Genomic DNA, 19,309 nt, shown 5'->3' with positions numbered 1-19,309 from the left:
GAAGAGGAAGTAACTGAAGGAAAGGAAGAAGAGGAAGTAACTGAAGGAAAGGAAGAAGAGGAAGTAACTGAAGGAAAGGAAGAAGAGGAAGTAACTGAAGGAAAGGAAGAAGAGGAAGTAACTGAAGGAAAGAAAGAGGAGGAAGTAACTGAAGGAAAGAAAGAGGAGGAAGTATCTGAGGTAAAGAAAGAAAATGCAACATCTGAATCACAAATAGAATCTTCAGTGCGTTCAATGGTAGTGAAAACACCATTTTCTATTATTTCTGAAGTGTCTAGTTTTAAAATATTTCCAAAAATAAACATAAAAAATCAAGAAGCGTTTGTTTTTCAAAATGAAAAAGATGTAGGTAGGCGTGAATTAGATTCTAAGTTATTAACTACAGTACAACAGTATCATTCGGAGGCTTATTGTGAAATAGTTTCTTTTAATCTTCATGAAAAAAGAGTGCTTATGGAATTATATAATAAAAAAGTCATAGGGAATATTGAAGAGAATAAGGTAGAGACATCTTCATGGACCCCTATACATAGCATAGTATTAGAGGGTGAAAATGAAGGAGAAATAAATAATGTTATAACAGCCAAGCTACCAATAGAAATAGGGAAATATAAAGGTGAAATTATTTTACGAGAAAAAGTTGTATTTAAAGAAAAAGTCATAGGAATAAAAGAGGTGGAACAGGAGATTGTTTTGACAAAAACTGAATTCTTAGTGCCAAAAGTAATAAAAAATGGACAAAATACATTTACAGTTGAAAAAGGGAGCTTATTTGTAGAAGGCTATATTTATCAATGTATTGAATACATATCAGAACAAAGTACATTTCATAATAATGTGTATCAATTAATGCAAAATATTGTACTGGAATTAGTCGTTCAAGTAATACAAGAACAGGAAGTACAAGTACGAATTAAATAAAAATGAATATATTCCCTAAATGCTACAAATGTTTTTTCCTCAATAAATTCAGTGTAATATTTATAAATACTAATTTTTGCTAACAGGGATAGTTACTTTATTATATGAATCTATTTAGGTCTATGAAAAAATAAGTGCTAACATGTTTGAAAACGAACTTACTAACACTTATTAAAAACAGACATAAAATTTGGATTATATGTGGTTTGATTTAAGAATTTAATAAAAAACATTGAAAATTACTTGCTATAAATTGATGTGTAATATAAAGTGTATTCACTTCTTTTTTTACAGGACTCACAATTTAAATAGTAATACATGCCTATCATAATGATCTAAACACCAATTATATTTTTTTAGAATAATTGGATGAACTATTTCTTTCTTGGTATCGACCGCAGTATATCCATATTTCTTATAAAAGTATTCTAATTCCTCAAAAGGAAGGCAATATACATGTTGTACTTGTAATTTCTTCGCAATTTCTACTAAAAATGAAACAAGTTCCCCCGCTAATTGTAGACCTCTAAATTTAGGGAGAATAAAAATCCCGCCCATTTCTATAGTATCTTTATCTATTTGGACTAATCGACCAACACCTGCATACACATTATCGTATGTAATGATTGCCACTAGATCCCGTTCTAAATCACTGGGTACAAATCCTATCGATTTATATTGATTATTAACCCATTCTAAATCATAAGAGGTGGCTAGTTGAATACTCATTTGTATCACTCCTTTGGAAAATTCGATATATTTGTATTATACAGAATGTAAAGCGGTTAAATTTAGATGATTTTTATTAACAGTTCAAGTTTTGAAGAATAGTGCATACAATATAAAGTCTTTTCCTTTCTTCATTTAAGTTTTACGTATATAATTTAAAAGTACTATTTTTATTTTATATTTTTTATATTTATAACAGAATAGAGGTTTAAAAATGGGTGTTAAAATCATTACGGATAGTGCGGCGGATTTACCGGTAGAATTGCTGCAAGCATATGATATTGATTTAATTCCACTCCGTGTTTATGATGAAGCAGAAACAGAGTATTTAGATGGAGTTACATTAGAGTCAGTTACATTATTGCAAAACATGAAAGAAGGCGCTGTTTATAGAACGTCATTGCCTTCGCTTGAAACTTTCCAAGAAAAATTTGTTTCTTATGCAAAAGAAGGTAATCCTTGTATATATTTAGCTTTTTCATCTGAACTGTCTGGTACATATCAATCGTCAGTTGTTATTAAAGAAGAAGTAAAAGAAACATATGCTGATTTAGATTTAGAAATTATCGATACAAAATGTGCTTCGCTTGGTCAAGGGCTTGTCGTACTAGAAGCTGCTAAAATGGCGAAAGATGGTGCATCAAAAGAAGATATTTTAAAACGTGTTGATTTTCTAATGAACCATATAGAACATATCTTCACAGTAGCTGACTTACAGTACTTAGTGAGAGGTGGGCGCTTAAGTAAAGTAGCTGGTTTTATCGGTGGTTTACTAAACATTAAGCCGATCTTAAACGTGGAAGAAGGAAAGCTTGTACCACTTGAAAAGGTAAGAGGGAAAAAGAAAGTACTAAGCCGAATTGTAGATATTATGGAAGAGCGCGGAAAAGACCTTAAAGGTCAAACAATCGCTATGACTCACGGTGATGACTTAGAAACAGCTGAAGCATTAAAAGCATTAATTACTGAAAGATTTGGCTGTGAGGTATTTATCGTAAATACAATTGGAGCAGCAATCGGTGCGCATACAGGACCTGGTGCGTTAACATTGTTCTTCTTAAATGAAGTAGAGTAAAGGATTGATCTTTTGATCAATCCTTTTTTCTTATTAATCAGTAATAATTGGTCGATATGGTATCGGTGAAGATAAAATCATCGAATATTACCTAGTATGACAGCGAGTGTAGCAGAAGGGAATGCGATTGTTTCTTGGCTTGTTATGATATTACTTAGTATTCCACTTGCATTTACGTTCGCTTTTTTATCGATTGAGTACTCAAGTGCAGGTGGAATTGCCACGTTTGCAGAAAAAGCTTTCGGTAAAAATATAGGTGCTATTATAGGATGGTGTTTTTTTATTGCGGGTAGCGTTGGTCAAATCGTAGTCTCAATGACTGGTGGAATTTATATAGTGAGAGTGTTTGCATTATCAGTAATTGGAACGAAATCCTATCATATAAATGCTGATAATACTACGGCTCTCGTGCTTGTAATGAAACAAACATTAGGCGAGCAATTTGCATGGATAATTGGATTTGTAGCTTTTATAATTTGTTTAGGGACGACAAATGCATTTATCGCAAGTATGGGTCGCTTAGGTTATTCGTTAGGAAAAGCTGAAGTTGCACCACATTATTTAGCACATATAAATAAAAAAAGAGAAACCCCAACAAATGCATTAAAAGTTGTAGGTTGCACTGCAATAATAGGTTTGTTAATAAGTTTCGTTTTCCATATTAGTATAGATAAAATTGTATTAATACCGAATTCGTTAGGAATTGTTACATATATAGTCGGTACTGCGGCTGGAATGAAATTAATAAAGAATAGGTTAGGTAAAATTTTTTCTATAGTAGCTTTTACATGTTGTGTAGTTGTTTATCCTTTTATTGGAGGAGTAATACTGATTCCAGTAGCAGTAGCATTCATATGTTTATGGTATGTGTGTTTCAGTAGCAGAAGAATATAAATAAGAATGTATTTATAGAAATCTAAATATTTAAAGATATTAAAAAATTTACATTTCGTTTATAATTGTGAGGGGAGAAATATCTGTAACTATTTGTAAAAATAGGAGGCGGCTATAAAAATGAACGAAATTGCTAGGTGGGATTTAGATCGATTGTATGCGATTGAGGATATTCTAACTCCAATATTAGTGCTGAAAGAACAATATTATGCGACAAAAGCTGTAGGGGGCCTTTCAAAACTTATACAAGCTATTGAAAAGGCTGAATATTATTTGTATTGCCGATCGGCTGAAGAAAGTGTTGCATCTGACCTTACTATATTGACCAAGGAAGTAATAGATTTGAAAAGAGAAGTGCAGCAAGTATTACAGAAAAGTGAAATGGAAACTTCCAATAATATTAATACTAATTTAATAAAAGATGAACTTCATGCATGGGAAAATATGTACATACAATTAAGAAATAAGATAGAAATAGAGCACAATAATAAGCAATTATCATTTGGACAAGCAAATAATATTGCAATGAATAGTAATAATGAAAAGGAAAGAGTACAAGTATTCGAGTTAGTAACAATTGCCTTACATAAGGAAAAAGAAATCTTTGCTACCGTATTGACTCACATAGGGAGATTACGTAATACAAAGATTAATGAATTAGAAGATAGAGAGGTTTTAACGCAATCTCTACATGCGAATGGCATTACTGACACTGTATTATTACAAATGTGGAATGCGACAGAAGAAAATCTTGATAAATTAGTAAGTGTTTTAAACGTGTTTAAGAAGGGGGAAGCTTCGATTACATGGCATGAACTTATGACAGTAAAGGAAAATAATGAAGTTAATTTCCCCTTTTCAGTAGCAGTTCAAAACATATACGATGCATTTGAAAATATAGATAAAGAATTAGCAGAATTTGCACGTAATGCAATAGAGAGTGGATGGGTAGATGCGGAGCCGGGAGATAATAAAGCACCAGGCGGGTTTTGCGCTCCTTTCTTCAGTGAGAAAGAATCGCGAATTTCAATGCGTTATGACGGAAGTATCGATAGTGTAAGAGTACTTGCGCATGAACTAGGACATGCTTGGCATTTTTATAATATGAGCTTTGAACAATCTACTTCTTTTTTAGATGATTATTTGCCAATGAGTACAGCAGAATCAGCGTCTATATTTTTTGAAACCGTGCTTATAAACTATCTAATTCAAACAACAGATAGTATAGATATGAAAAAGTCATTGCTTAGTTGGAAAATAAGAAATAGTTTTAATTATGTAATGGCAATACGAGCATCATTTGAATTTGAGAAGAACTTTTATGAAAAATGTAAAGAAGGTCCTTTAAGTGCTGATGAAATTGAGAAATTATCTATAGCATCACAAGAAAAAGCATACGGGCATGCTTTATTAGAATATCAGCCGTTTGTGTGGATGAAATACATTCAATTTTATATAGCAGATGTTCCATTTTATAATTATCCATACACATTTGGGTATTTAGCTAGTTTTAGTTTAATAGAAATAGCTCAAGAAAGTAAAAGTACTTTTCATTCGAAATATAAAAAGTTTTTACGAGAAACAGGAAAAGCTCCAGTGGAAGAACTTATGAAAAAACATTTTGAAATAGATATAACGAGATATGCATTTTGGGATAAAGCTTTTAGACAAATTTCGAAAGATCTTGATGAATATTTGCAACTGATGTAAAGAACGTCAAGTTAAGAAAGGATAAGTAAGATGATTGAGCCATTATGTAATAAAAAAGCTGCAATGATTTTTCAAGAGCTGAAAGTGGAGTGTGAGTCTTTATTTAAGTTTAAAATTCGAAATGCAATACCTATTCATCGTGGTTGGCTAAATTTAAAGTGGAAACTCGATACGGATGCAGGATTTTTTGTATTAAAGCAATATAATAAAGAACGTTACAAAATGTATAACCCAGAACTTTTAATACAAGCATTACAACAACAGCAAAGACTACATAATAATGGTGTAAGTTGTCCAAATCTCCTAACTTATAAAAATAATGTAATGCATTTATCAAAAAACAATGAAAGATTTATAGTTTTAGAACATAAAGAAGGTAATATAATTTCACCAGGAAAATTGAATGAAAAGGAAATCTACTCTCTTGGTAAGACAATAGGTCAAATGCATAAATTGTTAAATGATGGCTCTTTAATAGAAGGAGAAAAACCTAAATTTGTTCCGCCTACTAAAGAGGAAAGGCTTAAACATTGGGAAGATAAAAGGAAAGAAGCAGAACAGCTAGGAAAAGAACATATTCTCTCCCATATAAAATTACAGCGAGAAGCAACACAATTAGTAAAAATAGAGCAATTTTATAGTAGTAAAAAAGGATGGGGGCACCGTGATCTATGGGTAGATAATTTCTTATTCCATAACGATGAAGTCTCAGCAATTCTAGATTTTGATCGTATGGATTATGATTATGTAGAGTTGGATATTGGGCGTGCGGTTATCTCTTGTGCTCTACATGATGGAGTATTAAATAAGAGTCTAGTTGCATCATTTTTAGCGGGATACCGTAATAAATTAGACTTTCCAGTAGGGAGTATTGTTCGGGCAATTCAAATGCTTTGGTATATGGAGAGTACATGGTGGATTCATGCCAATATGGATCAGCATAGTGTACCACCTTCACGTTTTGCAGATGAAATGAATTGGATAGCTGAAAATTATAGTGCATTACATAATATATTGGCAGACTTATAACAAAAAAGGAGATAACATTCATGAAGAGAATCGGCATTATCGGAGCAATGCAAATTGAAATAGACTTACTTTTAGAAAAACTAGCTATACAAGAGGAACAGACGATTGCGGGAATGCCTTTTTACGTTGGAGAATTCATGGGAACAGAAGTAATTATTACACGTTCTGGTGTAGGGAAAGTAAATGCATCCGCATGTACGCAAACATTAATTCATAAATTTCATGTAGATGCTATCATCAATACGGGTGTTGCTGGAGGGTTACACCGAGATGTAAAAGTTGGTGATATCGTTATTTCAACAAATGTTACCCATCATGATGTAAGTAAAACTCAAATGAAAAACTTATTCCCGTTCCAAGAAGAGTTTATCGCAAATAAGGAATTAATAGAGTTAGCACGTATTGCATGCAATAGTAGTGATTTACACATGGAGGTTCATGTAGGAAGAATTGTAAGCGGTGAATGTTTTGTTGAAGATTCAAAACTAAAAGCGAAATTAATAGATGAATATGCGCCACTTTGTACAGAAATGGAAGGCGCAGCAATTGGACATGTTGCGCACATAAATGATATACCGTTTCTCGTTATACGATGTATTTCTGACAGTGCAGATGATGAAGCTCAAATTTCATATGACGACTTTGCGAAAACTGCCGCAAATTATTGTTCAGAAATTATAGTTGAGATGCTGAAAAATATATCGAGTAATACTTATAGTTTAAAAGGGGAGAATGACATGTTACAAGCATTAATTTTTGATATGGACGGAACGTTATTTCAAACAGATAAAATCTTAGAATTATCGTTAGATGATACATTTGACCACTTAAGATCACTACAATTATGGGATACGGTAACACCTATTGATAAATACCGTGAAATTATGGGTGTGCCTTTACCGAAAGTTTGGGAAGCTTTATTACCGGATCATTCTCTTGAAATAAGAGAACAAACGGATGCATATTTTTTAGAAAAATTAATTGAAAACATTAAAAGCGGAAAAGGTGCTTTATATCCGAACGTAAAAGAAATTTTTACATATATAAAAGAAAATAATTGTTCAATTTATATTGCTAGTAATGGTCTAACTGAATATTTACGAGCAATCGTATCTTATTATGGTTTAGACCAATGGATTACTGAAACGTTTAGTATTGAACAAATAAACTCACTTAATAAAAGCGACTTAGTAAAAAGTATTTCGAACAAATATGATATAAAAGAAGCAGCTGTAGTTGGGGACCGGTTATCTGATATAAATGCAGCGAAAGATAATGGTTTGATTGCGATTGGATGCAATTTTGATTTTGCACAAGAAGATGAACTTGCTCAGGCGGATATAGTAATAGATGATTTATTGGAGTTGAAGGGGATGTTGTCAGTTGTGCAGAGATAGTAAAGATGTTTAATTTATAATAGAGCCATTTAAAAAATAATATAATTGTTAAAAAAATTATTCTTCCACTAACGAAGTAGATTAGCTGAATAAGGAATTAAAATAAGAGTTTGTAGTTTCTGAAGAAGTGGAAAAGTATGATTTTCTAATTCAAAATATACGCTGTTATGCAGAGGTAGAATAAGATTTTAATTCACTTATGATGAATTAGTAATAGTTTAATTTCTTAAAAATTGAGTAGTGAATTTTATAGTTTCTGTAGTTTTTTGCTAATTCCTATATGTCTTGTTTTACGGAGGAAATATGATTAAAGATTACTTTAAAATTGGTAATATTCCAGTGGTTTTATGGGGAGATAAAAGTGAAAAAGTTTTTATTGCAGTACATGGAAATATGTCAAATAAGGAAGATGCGGTTATTCAAATATTAGCTGAAGAAGCCAATCAAAAAGGCTATCAAGTATTAAGTTTTGATTTACCTGAGCATGGAGAAAGAACAAATGATAATACACCTTGCAAAGTACAGGTTTGTGTTAGTGAATTATCTATAATTATGAATTACGCAAAAGAACATTGGAAAGAAGTAAGCGTGTTTGCATGTAGTATCGGAGCTTATTTTAGCCTTTTAGCCTATCAAAATGATGTGATAGAAAAGGCATTATTTTTATCACCGGTAGTTAATATGGAACGAATTATCGAAAATATGATGAAATGGTTTAATGTAACACCAGAACTTTTGCAAAAAGAAATGACTATAGAGACACCGATTGGTCAAAAGTTATATTGGGATTATTTATGTTATGTAAAAGAACATCCTATTAATACATGGGATACGGATACATATATTATGTACGGAGCCAAGGATGAACTGTGCGAATTTGAAACTATTAATGATTTTAGAAAAAAACATCGTTGTGAATTAGAAGTCATGGAGACGGGTGAACATTACTTTCATACTGTAGAACAGTTAAAGATATTTGAACAGTGGTTACACAAACATATCAATTAACAAATTATAATTTATCTTGAGTCTGCTAGAGAAGGATGGCGAATATATAAACTAATACAATATTTGAGAGATATTATAAATGTATTTATTTAAATGGCTTTATTCATGATTTTTGAGTACTAATAGCTTTAAATGTATAGAAATTAGACAATTATATTATCGATTTACATATGAAGTGAAGAATAGCCATTCTACAAATTGAATAAAGTAACAATCATAAAAATGCTCAGAATAAATCATTCTAGAGCATTTTTATGTATTTCAAAATTAAGGAGGAAATCACTTGAAAGATATACTTATTCGACAAATAGAAGATTTAATGATATACGAACACGATTATCTTGTTCAAGAAAGCAAAGAAGAAGGATTCAATTTCCTAAAGAGACTAATAAGTGAATATGAAAATAAAATAAACACATTTAATAAAACCGGTGAATGTTTATTTGGTGTTTTTCAAGGGGAAAAGTTAATTGGAATAGGAGGGTTAAATGAGGATCCATATACAGAAACTAATAAGATTGGTAGGGTGAGGAGATTTTATATTTCAAAGGACTACCGTCGTATAGGGCTAGGGAATTTGTTGTTAATCCGAATATTAAATCATGCGGAAAAGTATTTTAAAGTGGTTGTTTTACATACAGATACAAAGCAAGGTGATGCGTTTTATACTGCAAATGGATTTGTGAAAGGGGAATTAGTTAAAGGATCTAGTCACTATAAAGTATTATATGAGTAAGAAAAGAGACCTCTGCTTATAAAAATAAGCTTATGAAGTCTCTTTTTTCTAGTCAATTATGTTTAACATTCATTTCTTTCAATAATCCCTTCGGATCACCTTTTACATAATAAAAATGCGGATTATTTTCATCATCGTAAAGCATAATATAAGGTTTTTGATTTAGCGGTAGAAGAATTAGTACTTCATCAATTGTTGTATGTAACCATTGATTTGTAATAGAAACTGGTTTAGATAAAGGGATTTTTATCATGTGACCATCTTTTGGAACGACGTTTAAGTTTTTGAACGGGCCAGTAATGGATTTAGCATATTGAACAGCTTTTTTTTGAATAGCTGGATCTAAAGATTGTTTTTGAATGACCATTTCTTTTTGACAATCAAATACTTCAATTTGTTGATTACTATTTGCGAACACATTTGTTGATAATAAGAAACAAAGAAGAGTAATGACCCCGATTTTTTTAATCATAATACAACACCTCGTCTTTACTATACCCTTAAAAGGTTCAAATATTTTTCTGTCACATTTATGTAACAAAGAAGTTGTATAATACAATTGGTTTTTGTTTAAAAGCAATGGAGGATCATGTATGAGAGTATTAATAGCAGATGATGAACAAGATATGTTAAGAATTTTAAAGGCTTATTTCGAAAAAGAAGGCTTCGAGGTTTTATTAGCGAAAGATGGAGAAGAAGCACTTCAAATATTTTATGATGAAAAAATTGATTTAGCTATTTTAGACTGGATGATGCCGAAACATAGTGGTATTACTGTTTGTCAGGAAATAAAAAAGAACTCAAGCGTTAAAGTATTAATGCTTACGGCGAAAAGTGAAAGCGAAGACGAATTAGCGGCGCTTCAAAGTGGGGCAGATGAGTACGTGAAAAAACCATTTCATCCAGGCGTACTCATTACACGAGCGAAAAAGTTGATACAGCATGATGATGTCATTCAAGTTCAAGATTTGAAAATAGATTTCACTAAAAATAAAGTTTATAAAAATGACAAAGAGTTAGATATCACAAAAACAGAGCTAGAATTAATAAAGTGTTTTTTAAATCATAAAGGCATGATTTTAACTCGTAAAAAATTGTTAGATATTGTATGGGGATTTGACTATTTTGGAGAAGAGCGGACTGTTGATACACATGTAAGAAGATTACGTAAAAAAGTTGGAGAAAATATTATAAAGACGCACCGAGGGCTAGGATATAGTTTGGAGGAGCAGAGTGAATAAACTTGGAAAAAAGCTATTTCTCAGTATTTCTTTAACTGTGGTACTTATTTTTACGATATCTTTATTATTAATTAACTATCTTTTACCGAAATATAATATTTACAAAACGCGAGAAAGTTTAGAAGGTATTACAGCACAAATACAGGCAATACCGAGTGAACAACTGGATGAAGCAATTTCTAGTATTGAAAATGAGGCGAATGTTACCATTACGTATACATCGATAAACGATTCAGAAGATCGTATTAATGAAGAGTTACGTATGCAACTTACAAAGAAAAGAGTTGCCCTTGATAAACTTTGGATTACAAAAGAAGAAATAATGAAAGTAAAGAACTTCGGGCATTCGAATAAAATATACGATCAAGAGAAGATGAAATCTAGTTTTTTTGTGAAATATATTGCGAAAGACAATTTGCTGATTTTAGTAGGAGTTTCTATCGCACATTCAAATGAAGTGATAAAAACGTTAAATTCATTTTATTTATACATATTAGGTATTACGATTTTTCTCATCATCGCACTTGTATGGATACTTTCAACAACAATCACGAGACCATTGAAAGAATTAAGTGAAGTGGCAGAAGATATTTCAAATTTGAAATTTGAACGAGCGAAAGTGAAAACAAATGATGAAATAGGAGAATTAGCAAATAGTATTAATATCATGAGTGATAAACTACATGAGGCACATGAAGATTTAACAAATCGAAATGAACATTTAAAACGATTTATGGGTGATGTGACGCACGAATTGAAAACACCAATCGCACTAGTAAAAGCATATTCTATGGGAATAAAAGATGGTTTAGATGATGGTACATACATAGATACTATTATTAAACAAACTGATCACATTTCGAACTTAATTGAAGAGTTATTACGATTTTCTAAATTAGAGAGAGATGTTTTACAAAAAGAACAATTTCCTATTGTATCACTAGTCCAAAGTATAGTAGATAAGCATAAGATTGAACTGGAGTCGAATGAAATTGATTTGCAAGTGAATTATACTGTTGGCGATGCAATTATTTATGCAGATATAAATAAAATGAGAATGGTGTTTCAAAATTTAATATCTAATGCGATAAAATATACAGCGAATCAACATATAAAAATTACTTTAGAAGATCGAAATGAAAGTGTATATTTTCAAATTCAAAATGGTATGAATGCGGAACAGATGAAAGATATCGATAAAATTTGGGAACCTTTTTATGTCTTAGAATCTTCTCGCAGTAAAGACCATTCTGGTACGGGACTAGGTTTAGCGATCGTGAAAAGTATTTTAGAGAGACATGGTTTTGACTATGGAGTATCTACTATAGATGGAGAAATACGATTTTATATTAATATGAAGAATGTTTAATTCAATATTATTAGGAGCATCGTCTATTATTAGGCGATGTTTTTTATTAATTATATGAGAGTGGTAAATCAGGATATATAATCTTGAAAGCTCGTTGGTAGAGTGTTCTACAAATTTCTCAAGTTTTTGTATAAAATATAAACTGAATTTTCAGTAATTTTGTTGTATAGTAAAAGGAGACATATATGGGGAGGAAAGAGTATGGGGAAAAAGAAAATAGCAATTACACTATCAACAATTTTATCTTTATCAGTCACATCGGGAGTTTCTAGTATGACTGCGCATGCAGACAAGAAAGAAACAAACTATATAAATGAGGATGATGTGAAGTTAAATGGGAAAGTTTCAGAAGGGTTACAATCAAATACGAAGATTGAATTAGAAAATGGGATGACAAAACCGATCTACTCGCTTGATGAAGCAATTATCGAAAATCTATTTGTAGAGACGGAAGTTGATAGTGATCGAGATGGTAAAAAAGACCGAGTGTCAGTAAAAGTTATGCGCCCGAAAACAGATCCTAATGTGAAAGTTCCCGTTATTTATGAAATGAGTCCATATCGATCTGGTTTAAAAGATGTTCCTGTATATAATGTAGATGAAGAATTGTATGCGTATGAAGGGAAACCGTATGGAGCTGTTAATCTTGGTTCATACGGAAATTATTATGTTCCGAGAGGTTATGCAGTAATTTTAGGTGAAAGTATTGGAACTGGAAAATCAGATGGATGTCCGACTACTGGAGACGAACAAGAAATACTAGGAACGAAATCTGTCATTGATTGGGTAAATGGGCGTGCGAAAGCATACACAGAAAATGGTGAGGAAGTTAAGGCTGATTGGTCTACAGGAAATGTAGGGATGACTGGCGTTTCTTATAATGGTACGTTACCAAATGCTGTTGCGACGACTGGTGTTGAAGGGTTAAAAACAATTATTCCAATCGCAGCGATTAGTAGTTGGTATGATTATTATCGTGCAAACGGTGCAGTCATTGCGCCAGGTGGATACCAAGGAGAAGATACAGATAATATGGCAGAAGCAGTACTAACAAGAGAAAATCCTGAAGTTTGTGGACAAGTAATAAAAGAATTAACAGCTGGACAAGACCGGAAAACTGGTAATTATAATGATTTTTGGGATAAACGTAATTATGTAAAAGATGCTAAAAATGTAAAAGCGAGCGTATTTGTTGTGCATGGTTTAAATGATTGGAATGTAAAGACGAAGCAGTTCGCGCAATGGTGGGATGCACTTGGAGAAAATAATGTTCCTCGTAAAATGTGGTTACATCAAGGTGGGCACGGTGGGACATCAACGAATGACTGGCAAAGAACACAAAATAAATGGCTCGATTATTGGTTGTATGGAATTGAAAATGGAATTATGAATGAACCAATGGTTGATGTACAACGTGAAAATAAAACTTGGGAGAAATTAAAAAACTGGCCGGATCCATCAGCTGTGCCGTCAAAAGTCCGTATGTATTTAAGTAACAAAGCAGTTAATTTGCCATTAAGTATGGGCTCTGCAAATAAAGTTTTCTCATTCGTAGATGATGCAAAAATGAAATCAAATCAATTAATAGCAAACCCAGAATTAGAAGGGGCAAATCGATTAGTGTATACAATGCCTGTATTACAAAAGGATATGAAAATAAGCGGTACACCAAAGATTTCAATTACAGGAAATATTGATCGATCTGTATCAAATTTAACTGCTTTACTTGTTGATTATGGAGGAACAAAGCCGGAAATTGTAACGAGAGGTTGGATGGATCCACAAAACTTAACGAGTATAGAAAGTTCAACAGCGATTAAACCGGGCAAAGATTATACATTTACATGGGACATGCAGCCAGACGATTATGTATTTAAAGCGGGGCATCAAATAGGGGTTGTTTTAATCGCTAGTGACTATGATTATACTATTAGACCGAAAGCTGGCACGAGGCTTACAGTAAAATTAAGTGAAGTGACATTGCCAATTGTGAAATAAATAGTGATGGATAAAGAGCTTACTGGATAGTAAGCTCTTTATATTTTGAAAGGGGGAGTTTAATGTGAATTTTTATTGGTGGATACAAAAATGCTTACAATAAATAAAAAAATGGCATTTATGATCAATAGGCCACTAAAGATAAGCCCAGCAAAGCCTCCAGCGAATCCATCTCCTACCTTTTCACCAATAATGTGCAAAGTGGCGAAGAAAACAACGGGAGAAGAAAGTATGAAAATACCACTGGCTACTTTCCATATTCTTTTATACTTCTTTGCTATAAAGAAAATTAGTGCATTTAAAGCAAAAAGGAGTAAAAGAAATATAATTAATGAATTCATCGTATCCTCCTTTTAGCAAAAGTCTGAATTTTCATTTTTATATTTTCATTTCGAAGGGAATATTATAGAATATAATTATATTCTATGGAAAGCGAGTGATATATTATGACAGTCAGCTCTTTCGAATTTTTATTAAAAATAAAGGTACAGGAAGATTAATTGAAAAAAAGTCTTCCGTACGTAAAAAACGGAGGAGAAAATAAATGTTTAGTTTTTATAGTACACTTTGCACGGAACTTTATGATTTCACTAAGCCTGTCGGTTATTCTTTAAATGGTGATATTGAGTATTACGAAGAACGTTTGAAAAATTGCACCGGAAGAATTCTCGAAGCGGCAGTAGGATCAGGGCGTGTCATCATCCCGCTTCTTGAAGCTGGTTTTACAGTAGATGGGCTAGATTATTCACCTGAAATGCTAGATTCTTGCCTTATACGCTGTAAAGAGAGAGGTTTACATCCTAATTTATATGAAGGAAGTTTACAACAATTTTCACTACCACATAAATATGAGGCAATTATCATTCCTACTGGATCTTTTTGTTTAATTGAAAATCGTACAGATTCTATAAACGCATTGAAATGTTTTTATGAACACCTTGAACGGGGTGGTCGGTTAATTGTAGATATTATGCTTCCACATGACTGGAAGACTGGAGAGATTCATACATCGACTTTCTCTTTGCCGAGCGGTGACGGAATTACATTAGAAAATAAATCAATTGAAATAGATTGGCTGAACCAAGTTACTCTATCATATTTAAAATATGAAAAATGGAGTAAAGGAAAGTTAGTACAAACAGAACTACAACGCTTCGCACTGCGCTGGTATGGAATAGAAGAGTTTAAACTTCTGTTACAAAGTATAGGTTTCTCTAACATTACTTGCTCTGGTGAGTATGTTTATGGAAAAGAACCGTCAAATGCAAATCAAATGTTTACTTTTGAAGCTGTGCGAAACGAAAAATAAAGAGCTATCTATGAAAACAAGGCAGTCGATATAATATCGACTGCCTTGTTTCAATTGTAAATTACTTACATGTTATTACCTTTTCACTATCCAAGCATTTTTCTACTACCTACATATACTATTTATATTAAAGACAGTTACTATTTTAAAAAGAACCGTAATTTTTTGTAAATGATATTTTGGAGAAATAGGGGGGATGAATTTGGAAAACGAAGCACAAGATAGGGTTGAAAATCAAGTGTATTCCAATCGGGTATTAAGATCAGAATTTGATGAGAATTGGGAAACATGTATATCAAAAAGTGGGTATGTAATTTATGTAGCAACAAGTAATAATGCTGAAGTAATAGTACTACTTGCAGATGGTTCAAGTAAATTATTAATTTTTGAAAAAGGAGGTAAAGTAGTAGTAGGCGGCGGTGGTACAAGTCATTACAGTAAGCCGCATATTGCAAGAAATATTTAAGGTAGAACATGTTAATTGAGAAGAAACTGGAAAGTGGTTAGTCATTTGTGTCTAGAGCATGTATGACTAATCTCTTTTATTTGTTTATATGATTTAAGTAATACTTCGTTTATTGCAAATACATTGGGATGATGAGGAAATTAGAAGAGAATTGTATGGATAAGAATTCGAAATATAATGTAAGTATGGAAGAAACATGTAATCAATTTAAAAAAGCATTTCCTATTTCGGGAAATGCTTTTTTTATGTTATAGTATAATAGTGTTTTATAGGTATGTTATTTTAATATACTTCAAATTTTGTTGTGTATTATTTTTATATTAAATCAGTTGTTTAAGTATTTTTTTATATAAGGAGTAATAATTAGAGAAATGAAAAATATAGACTTTATACTAGAAAGTGATGAGGCATTAAAACCGTCTGAACGATTAGTACTATTATTATTAGAAAAGCATAGAATGTTATATACGAACGATCTATTAGCATTATCTAATTTATCATATAAAACATTAACAGATTCATTAACGGCGCTTGTTTTAAAATCATATGTGTTAAAGGAAACAGGTAAGGGAAGAAGGCAGAATTGTTATAGATTGGTATGATAAGACTGCTGATTTTAGAGAGTTTATACTAGTATTTTTCAAACGGAAGGTGAAATCTTATTTTTGTTTTTAAATGAAAAACACGCCGCGATGCGTACTTAAATATTCGGGATTCATTTTTGTTAATGATAATTGTATCAATATTAAAAATAGAAAAATAAAATAAACTGCATAAAAAAGAAATAAAAAAACAATCTATTTTTAAAATGGATTGTTTTTTTATTGGAATAATATTATTTGATATGTTGATAGTCTGAATGATTACTCTACTTCACTTGTGTACTTTTCAGGTAATAATTCCATTACGTTACATTTTACAAGTTCACCATTATATGAAAGTATAACGTTCGTATTTTTTCCGTAATCACTTATTAATTCTCGACACATACTACATGGAGCAACAACCCAACATTTTTCTATATCTTCATGGGGGGTGGGTGAGCAACCGCTACAATGGTATCAAATTCATGATCGCCTTCTGAAATAGATTTTCCAATCGCCATAGCTTCACCACACACTGTTATTATTCCAACATTTGGTTCAACATGCACTGCTGCATAAATATTACCCGTTTTAGTTCGTACAGCGGAAGCGATATGATGACGGCCATATTTATAATTTTTTTCAATTATTTTTTCAACAACTGTAATAAAATTTCACTAGAAGAAATTAAAGAGATAATATTATTATGTAAACTGTCGTCTTAAAAGGAAAATATCATAATCAATAGAACATATAGAAGAGTATACTTAAATATTTTGAAAGATGAGATAGCAGCATATGATATGGCATTAGAAAAAGGATACGAGCACCTTTTACAACATTTAAAACAGGAAGTGAATGTATGATAGATAAGTGGAGTGTAGGCATATTTTTATTTAATGAGGTAGAGGTTTTAGACTTTGCAGGGCCATTTGAAGTTTTTTCTGTAACCGAAGCGTATGAAGAAAAACCATTTACTGTGTATACAGTTAGCCAAAATGGAGAAATGATTACAGCAAGAAACGGATTAAAGGTACAGCCGGATTATAGTATTGAAGATTTACCACCAGTTGATATTTTAATCATTCCAGGTGGTAAAGGCGTTAGGGAAAGTGAAGTGAAAAATGATATTATAATAAACTGGGTTCGTCAGCAAATGAAAGAAGTAAAGCTAATGACTTCAGTTTGTACTGGAGCGCTATTACTTGCGAAAGCTGGTTTACTGGAAAATTTAAAAGCAACAACGCATTGGGCTAGTATTCAAACTTTCAAAAAAGATTTTCCGAATGTAGAAGTAATGGAGAATGTGAAGTTTGTAGATGAAGGACACATTATTACATCGGCAGGTATTTCAGCTGGTATTAACATGTCATTTCATATTGTGAAAAATTTGTTAGGTGTGGAGGTTGCTGCGGAAACAGCCAAAAGTATGGAATATGATATTGATTTGTAAAATAAAAAAGCCCAATTTGGGCTTTTTTATTTAGCAAAGTTTCTTAACAGGTGATCTATGCTCAAAACTTTAGTTCAGAAACAGTAATTTCAGTTTTAGCGAATATACGACAATTTATCTTTTTTCTCCTTGTAAGCATGTTATTACAAGGAGGAATTTCGTATGTAAAAAAACTCTTCTACAATAGTAGAAAAAGAATAACAGAAACTACTATTTTATGGCAGCATACATAAAAAAATTCAATGTAAATATGGAAATGTCGTCGAATGCTATCTTTAATTGGTTTATTTGTGAGATATTTTTGTGAAGGAGCTTATTTTATAAGAATAGAATTTAAGTTAGTAAGAAATCATGCCGATGGTAGTGAAAATATATGTGTTAGGGGGATTTCATAATGAGGAAACTCAAGCGAATAAATATTCCTAATATACAAGAACAACTATCACAGTCTAATGAGAATCGAGCAATTAATAAGAAAAAACTAAGGCGATTTATATTCATGTTTATATTTATTGCTGCGGCTACTTTGTACGTTCAATTTATTTTAACGAAACAACACGAAATAATCGTGGAAAAAAAAGATACAATAACGAATCAAAAAAAACAATTGGTTTCTTTAAAGAAAAATCAGGCTTCTTTAAAGACTAACATAGAAAATTTAACAGACGATGAGGAAGAAATTTTGAAGTTTGCGAGAAAAGAATATCAGTTTTCTAAGTCAAATGAAACTATATTTGTGTTGCCGAAGTAGTGTAATAGAACAGTTAGCGATAGCTAACTGTTTTTTCATGTATGAATGGCATGGTACAAGAAACAATCACATATTGTAAACATGAAGAGTTTGAGTTGTTTTTATAGTTATGGAATATATACCGAAATAAATGTTGTTAAAATTCTGTCAATTATATTATAATACAAGGTAAGCGGATACATTTTTAAATCTACGTTGAGTTTATCACTCATACGACTATTAAGAAAACCGTTATCCCGTATTAGAAAGGAAGATAGCTGTGTACGCTTCAAATACAATTTATGTCGTAGGGGATGCTAAAGCACCTCAAAATAATCCCATTACCGAAAAGTTTAAAAGCTATTTTGTAGCGTTTGTACTTGTTAAGGAGACTGGGGAAATTGTAGATGCAGATTGCTCAGCGACAATTGCATTAACATCTCAATTCGTTAAATATTTGTTTCTACATAAAAATATTAATGACCCACTATTAGTAACAGAAATAAAAAATAGATACTTCGGTTCGTCTCAAAAGGCACTACTTGTAGCGTTAAAAGATGCGCAGAAAAAATATAATCAAATCGCTGCTTTGTCTACACATTCCTAGACAAAATCCAGCCGTAAGAATCTTCTTATGGCTGGATTTTTTTATTTTACATT

Annotated in this window: 19 protein-coding genes and 2 pseudogenes; 17 read left to right on the top strand and 4 right to left on the bottom strand. The window is 31.8% G+C overall.

The window, feature by feature from the left end; translation table 11 throughout:
- The coding region (locus FS742_RS06440; RefSeq protein WP_260869629.1) for a BC_2427 family protein at positions 1-921 on the top strand (921 nt) is incomplete at its 5' end.
- A gap of 297 nt (positions 922-1,218) precedes the next feature.
- Here FS742_RS06440 and FS742_RS06435 read toward each other — a convergent pair.
- Positions 1,219-1,650 (bottom strand): GNAT family N-acetyltransferase, encoded by a 432-nt coding sequence (locus tag FS742_RS06435; protein ID WP_144611657.1) that lies wholly within the window; start codon positions 1,648-1,650, stop codon positions 1,219-1,221.
- A gap of 214 nt (positions 1,651-1,864) precedes the next feature.
- Here FS742_RS06435 and FS742_RS06430 point away from each other — a divergent pair, with 214 nt between their 5' ends.
- The 7 genes and pseudogenes from FS742_RS06430 (at position 1,865) to FS742_RS06400 (ending at position 9,499) form a co-directional block, all read left to right on the top strand.
- Positions 1,865-2,725, top strand: a complete 861-nt coding sequence (locus tag FS742_RS06430; protein ID WP_144611656.1) for a DegV family protein — start codon at positions 1,865-1,867, stop codon at positions 2,723-2,725.
- An 84-nt stretch (positions 2,726-2,809) separates the two neighbouring features.
- A pseudogene (locus tag FS742_RS06425) lies at positions 2,810-3,619 on the top strand (amino acid permease); the annotation flags it as partial.
- A 120-nt stretch (positions 3,620-3,739) separates the two neighbouring features.
- On the top strand, positions 3,740-5,329 hold the full coding sequence (locus FS742_RS06420) for a M3 family metallopeptidase (RefSeq protein ID WP_144611655.1): 1,590 nt from the start codon (positions 3,740-3,742) through the stop codon (positions 5,327-5,329).
- A 30-nt stretch (positions 5,330-5,359) separates the two neighbouring features.
- Complete coding sequence (locus FS742_RS06415) at positions 5,360-6,358, top strand: phosphotransferase (protein ID WP_144611654.1); 999 nt, start codon at positions 5,360-5,362, stop codon at positions 6,356-6,358.
- 20 nt (positions 6,359-6,378) lie between these two features.
- Entirely contained in the window at positions 6,379-7,755 is a 1,377-nt protein-coding gene (locus FS742_RS06410) for a 5'-methylthioadenosine/adenosylhomocysteine nucleosidase (RefSeq protein ID WP_144611653.1), read from the top strand.
- Positions 7,756-8,058: 303 nt separating this feature from the next.
- A complete protein-coding gene (locus FS742_RS06405; protein WP_144611652.1) occupies positions 8,059-8,763 on the top strand; it encodes an alpha/beta hydrolase in 705 nt (234 codons plus the stop codon).
- 283 nt (positions 8,764-9,046) lie between these two features.
- Positions 9,047-9,499, top strand: coding sequence for a GNAT family N-acetyltransferase (locus FS742_RS06400; protein ID WP_144611651.1), 453 nt, complete (start codon positions 9,047-9,049; stop codon positions 9,497-9,499).
- A gap of 52 nt (positions 9,500-9,551) precedes the next feature.
- On the opposite strand, the gene FS742_RS06395 is transcribed toward FS742_RS06400, so the two are convergent.
- Entirely contained in the window at positions 9,552-9,971 is a 420-nt protein-coding gene (locus tag FS742_RS06395) for a hypothetical protein (RefSeq protein WP_144611650.1), read from the bottom strand.
- Between the two features lie 121 nt (positions 9,972-10,092).
- On the opposite strand from FS742_RS06395, the gene FS742_RS06390 reads away from it, so the two are divergent.
- The 3 genes from FS742_RS06390 to FS742_RS06380 all read left to right on the top strand — a co-directional run bounded on the left by FS742_RS06390 (position 10,093) and on the right by FS742_RS06380 (position 14,107).
- Positions 10,093-10,740, top strand: a complete 648-nt coding sequence (locus FS742_RS06390; RefSeq protein WP_097952464.1) for a response regulator transcription factor — start codon at positions 10,093-10,095, stop codon at positions 10,738-10,740.
- Entirely contained in the window at positions 10,733-12,109 is a 1,377-nt protein-coding gene (locus FS742_RS06385; protein ID WP_144611649.1) for a sensor histidine kinase, read from the top strand. The genes FS742_RS06390 and FS742_RS06385 overlap by 8 nt, the downstream gene beginning before the upstream one ends.
- A 201-nt stretch (positions 12,110-12,310) precedes the next feature.
- The gene (locus tag FS742_RS06380; RefSeq protein WP_144611648.1) at positions 12,311-14,107 is read left to right on the top strand and encodes a Xaa-Pro dipeptidyl-peptidase; all 1,797 of its coding nucleotides are present in this window, start codon (positions 12,311-12,313) and stop codon (positions 14,105-14,107) included.
- 59 nt (positions 14,108-14,166) lie between these two features.
- Here the strand turns inward: FS742_RS06380 and FS742_RS06375 are convergent, their stop codons facing one another.
- A complete protein-coding gene (locus FS742_RS06375) occupies positions 14,167-14,448 on the bottom strand; it encodes a hypothetical protein (RefSeq protein ID WP_144611647.1) in 282 nt (93 codons plus the stop codon).
- Positions 14,449-14,651: 203 nt separating this feature from the next.
- Here FS742_RS06375 and FS742_RS06370 point away from each other — a divergent pair, with 203 nt between their 5' ends.
- From FS742_RS06370 to FS742_RS06360, 3 genes are all read left to right on the top strand, one after another.
- Positions 14,652-15,416: a class I SAM-dependent DNA methyltransferase gene (locus FS742_RS06370; RefSeq protein WP_144611646.1), complete on the top strand. Its 765-nt coding sequence runs from the start codon at positions 14,652-14,654 to the stop codon at positions 15,414-15,416.
- 202 nt (positions 15,417-15,618) lie between these two features.
- A complete protein-coding gene (locus tag FS742_RS06365; RefSeq protein ID WP_144612069.1) occupies positions 15,619-15,882 on the top strand; it encodes a hypothetical protein in 264 nt (87 codons plus the stop codon).
- Between the two features lie 371 nt (positions 15,883-16,253).
- Positions 16,254-16,484 (top strand): hypothetical protein, encoded by a 231-nt coding sequence (locus tag FS742_RS06360; RefSeq protein WP_000789031.1) that lies wholly within the window; start codon positions 16,254-16,256, stop codon positions 16,482-16,484.
- 261 nt (positions 16,485-16,745) lie between these two features.
- Here the strand turns inward: FS742_RS06360 and FS742_RS06355 are convergent.
- Positions 16,746-17,134, bottom strand: a pseudogene (locus tag FS742_RS06355) (cytidine deaminase).
- 194 nt (positions 17,135-17,328) lie between these two features.
- Between FS742_RS06355 and FS742_RS06345 the strand changes: the two are divergent.
- The 3 genes from FS742_RS06345 (at position 17,329) to FS742_RS06330 (ending at position 19,256) form a co-directional block, all read left to right on the top strand.
- Positions 17,329-17,919: a DJ-1/PfpI family protein gene (locus tag FS742_RS06345; protein ID WP_144611645.1), complete on the top strand. Its 591-nt coding sequence runs from the start codon at positions 17,329-17,331 to the stop codon at positions 17,917-17,919.
- Between the two features lie 394 nt (positions 17,920-18,313).
- The gene (locus tag FS742_RS06340) at positions 18,314-18,670 is read left to right on the top strand and encodes an FtsB family cell division protein (protein WP_144611644.1); all 357 of its coding nucleotides are present in this window, start codon (positions 18,314-18,316) and stop codon (positions 18,668-18,670) included.
- Between the two features lie 259 nt (positions 18,671-18,929).
- On the top strand, positions 18,930-19,256 hold the full coding sequence (locus FS742_RS06330; protein WP_046954146.1) for a DUF3870 domain-containing protein: 327 nt from the start codon (positions 18,930-18,932) through the stop codon (positions 19,254-19,256).
- The last annotated feature ends 53 nt before the right edge of the window (positions 19,257-19,309 follow it).

It is taken from the genome of Bacillus cereus, assembly GCF_007678085.1.
Classification (GTDB): domain Bacteria; phylum Bacillota; class Bacilli; order Bacillales; family Bacillaceae_G; genus Bacillus_A; species Bacillus_A cereus_BE.
The sequence above is the reverse complement of the archived record's forward strand: the minus strand, read 5'-3'. Positions and strand labels throughout refer to the sequence as shown.

What these genes read in the sequence shown, in the direction of transcription:
- FS742_RS06380 (WP_144611648.1), top strand. Translation starts at nt 12,311, where the DNA reads ATGGGGAAAAAGAAAATAGCAATTACACTATCAACAATTTTATCTTTA.
- FS742_RS06405 (WP_144611652.1), top strand. Translation starts at nt 8,059, where the DNA reads ATGATTAAAGATTACTTTAAAATTGGTAATATTCCAGTGGTTTTATGG.
- FS742_RS06340 (WP_144611644.1), top strand. Translation starts at nt 18,314, where the DNA reads ATGAGGAAACTCAAGCGAATAAATATTCCTAATATACAAGAACAACTA.
- FS742_RS06360 (WP_000789031.1), top strand. Translation starts at nt 16,254, where the DNA reads ATGAAAAATATAGACTTTATACTAGAAAGTGATGAGGCATTAAAACCG.
- FS742_RS06395 (WP_144611650.1), bottom strand. Translation starts at nt 9,971, where the DNA reads ATGATTAAAAAAATCGGGGTCATTACTCTTCTTTGTTTCTTATTATCA.
- FS742_RS06415 (WP_144611654.1), top strand. Translation starts at nt 5,360, where the DNA reads ATGATTGAGCCATTATGTAATAAAAAAGCTGCAATGATTTTTCAAGAG.
- FS742_RS06420 (WP_144611655.1), top strand. Translation starts at nt 3,740, where the DNA reads ATGAACGAAATTGCTAGGTGGGATTTAGATCGATTGTATGCGATTGAG.
- FS742_RS06435 (WP_144611657.1), bottom strand. Translation starts at nt 1,650, where the DNA reads ATGAGTATTCAACTAGCCACCTCTTATGATTTAGAATGGGTTAATAAT.
- FS742_RS06430 (WP_144611656.1), top strand. Translation starts at nt 1,865, where the DNA reads ATGGGTGTTAAAATCATTACGGATAGTGCGGCGGATTTACCGGTAGAA.
- FS742_RS06375 (WP_144611647.1), bottom strand. Translation starts at nt 14,448, where the DNA reads ATGAATTCATTAATTATATTTCTTTTACTCCTTTTTGCTTTAAATGCA.
- FS742_RS06390 (WP_097952464.1), top strand. Translation starts at nt 10,093, where the DNA reads ATGAGAGTATTAATAGCAGATGATGAACAAGATATGTTAAGAATTTTA.
- FS742_RS06370 (WP_144611646.1), top strand. Translation starts at nt 14,652, where the DNA reads ATGTTTAGTTTTTATAGTACACTTTGCACGGAACTTTATGATTTCACT.
- FS742_RS06345 (WP_144611645.1), top strand. Translation starts at nt 17,329, where the DNA reads ATGATAGATAAGTGGAGTGTAGGCATATTTTTATTTAATGAGGTAGAG.
- FS742_RS06410 (WP_144611653.1), top strand. Translation starts at nt 6,379, where the DNA reads ATGAAGAGAATCGGCATTATCGGAGCAATGCAAATTGAAATAGACTTA.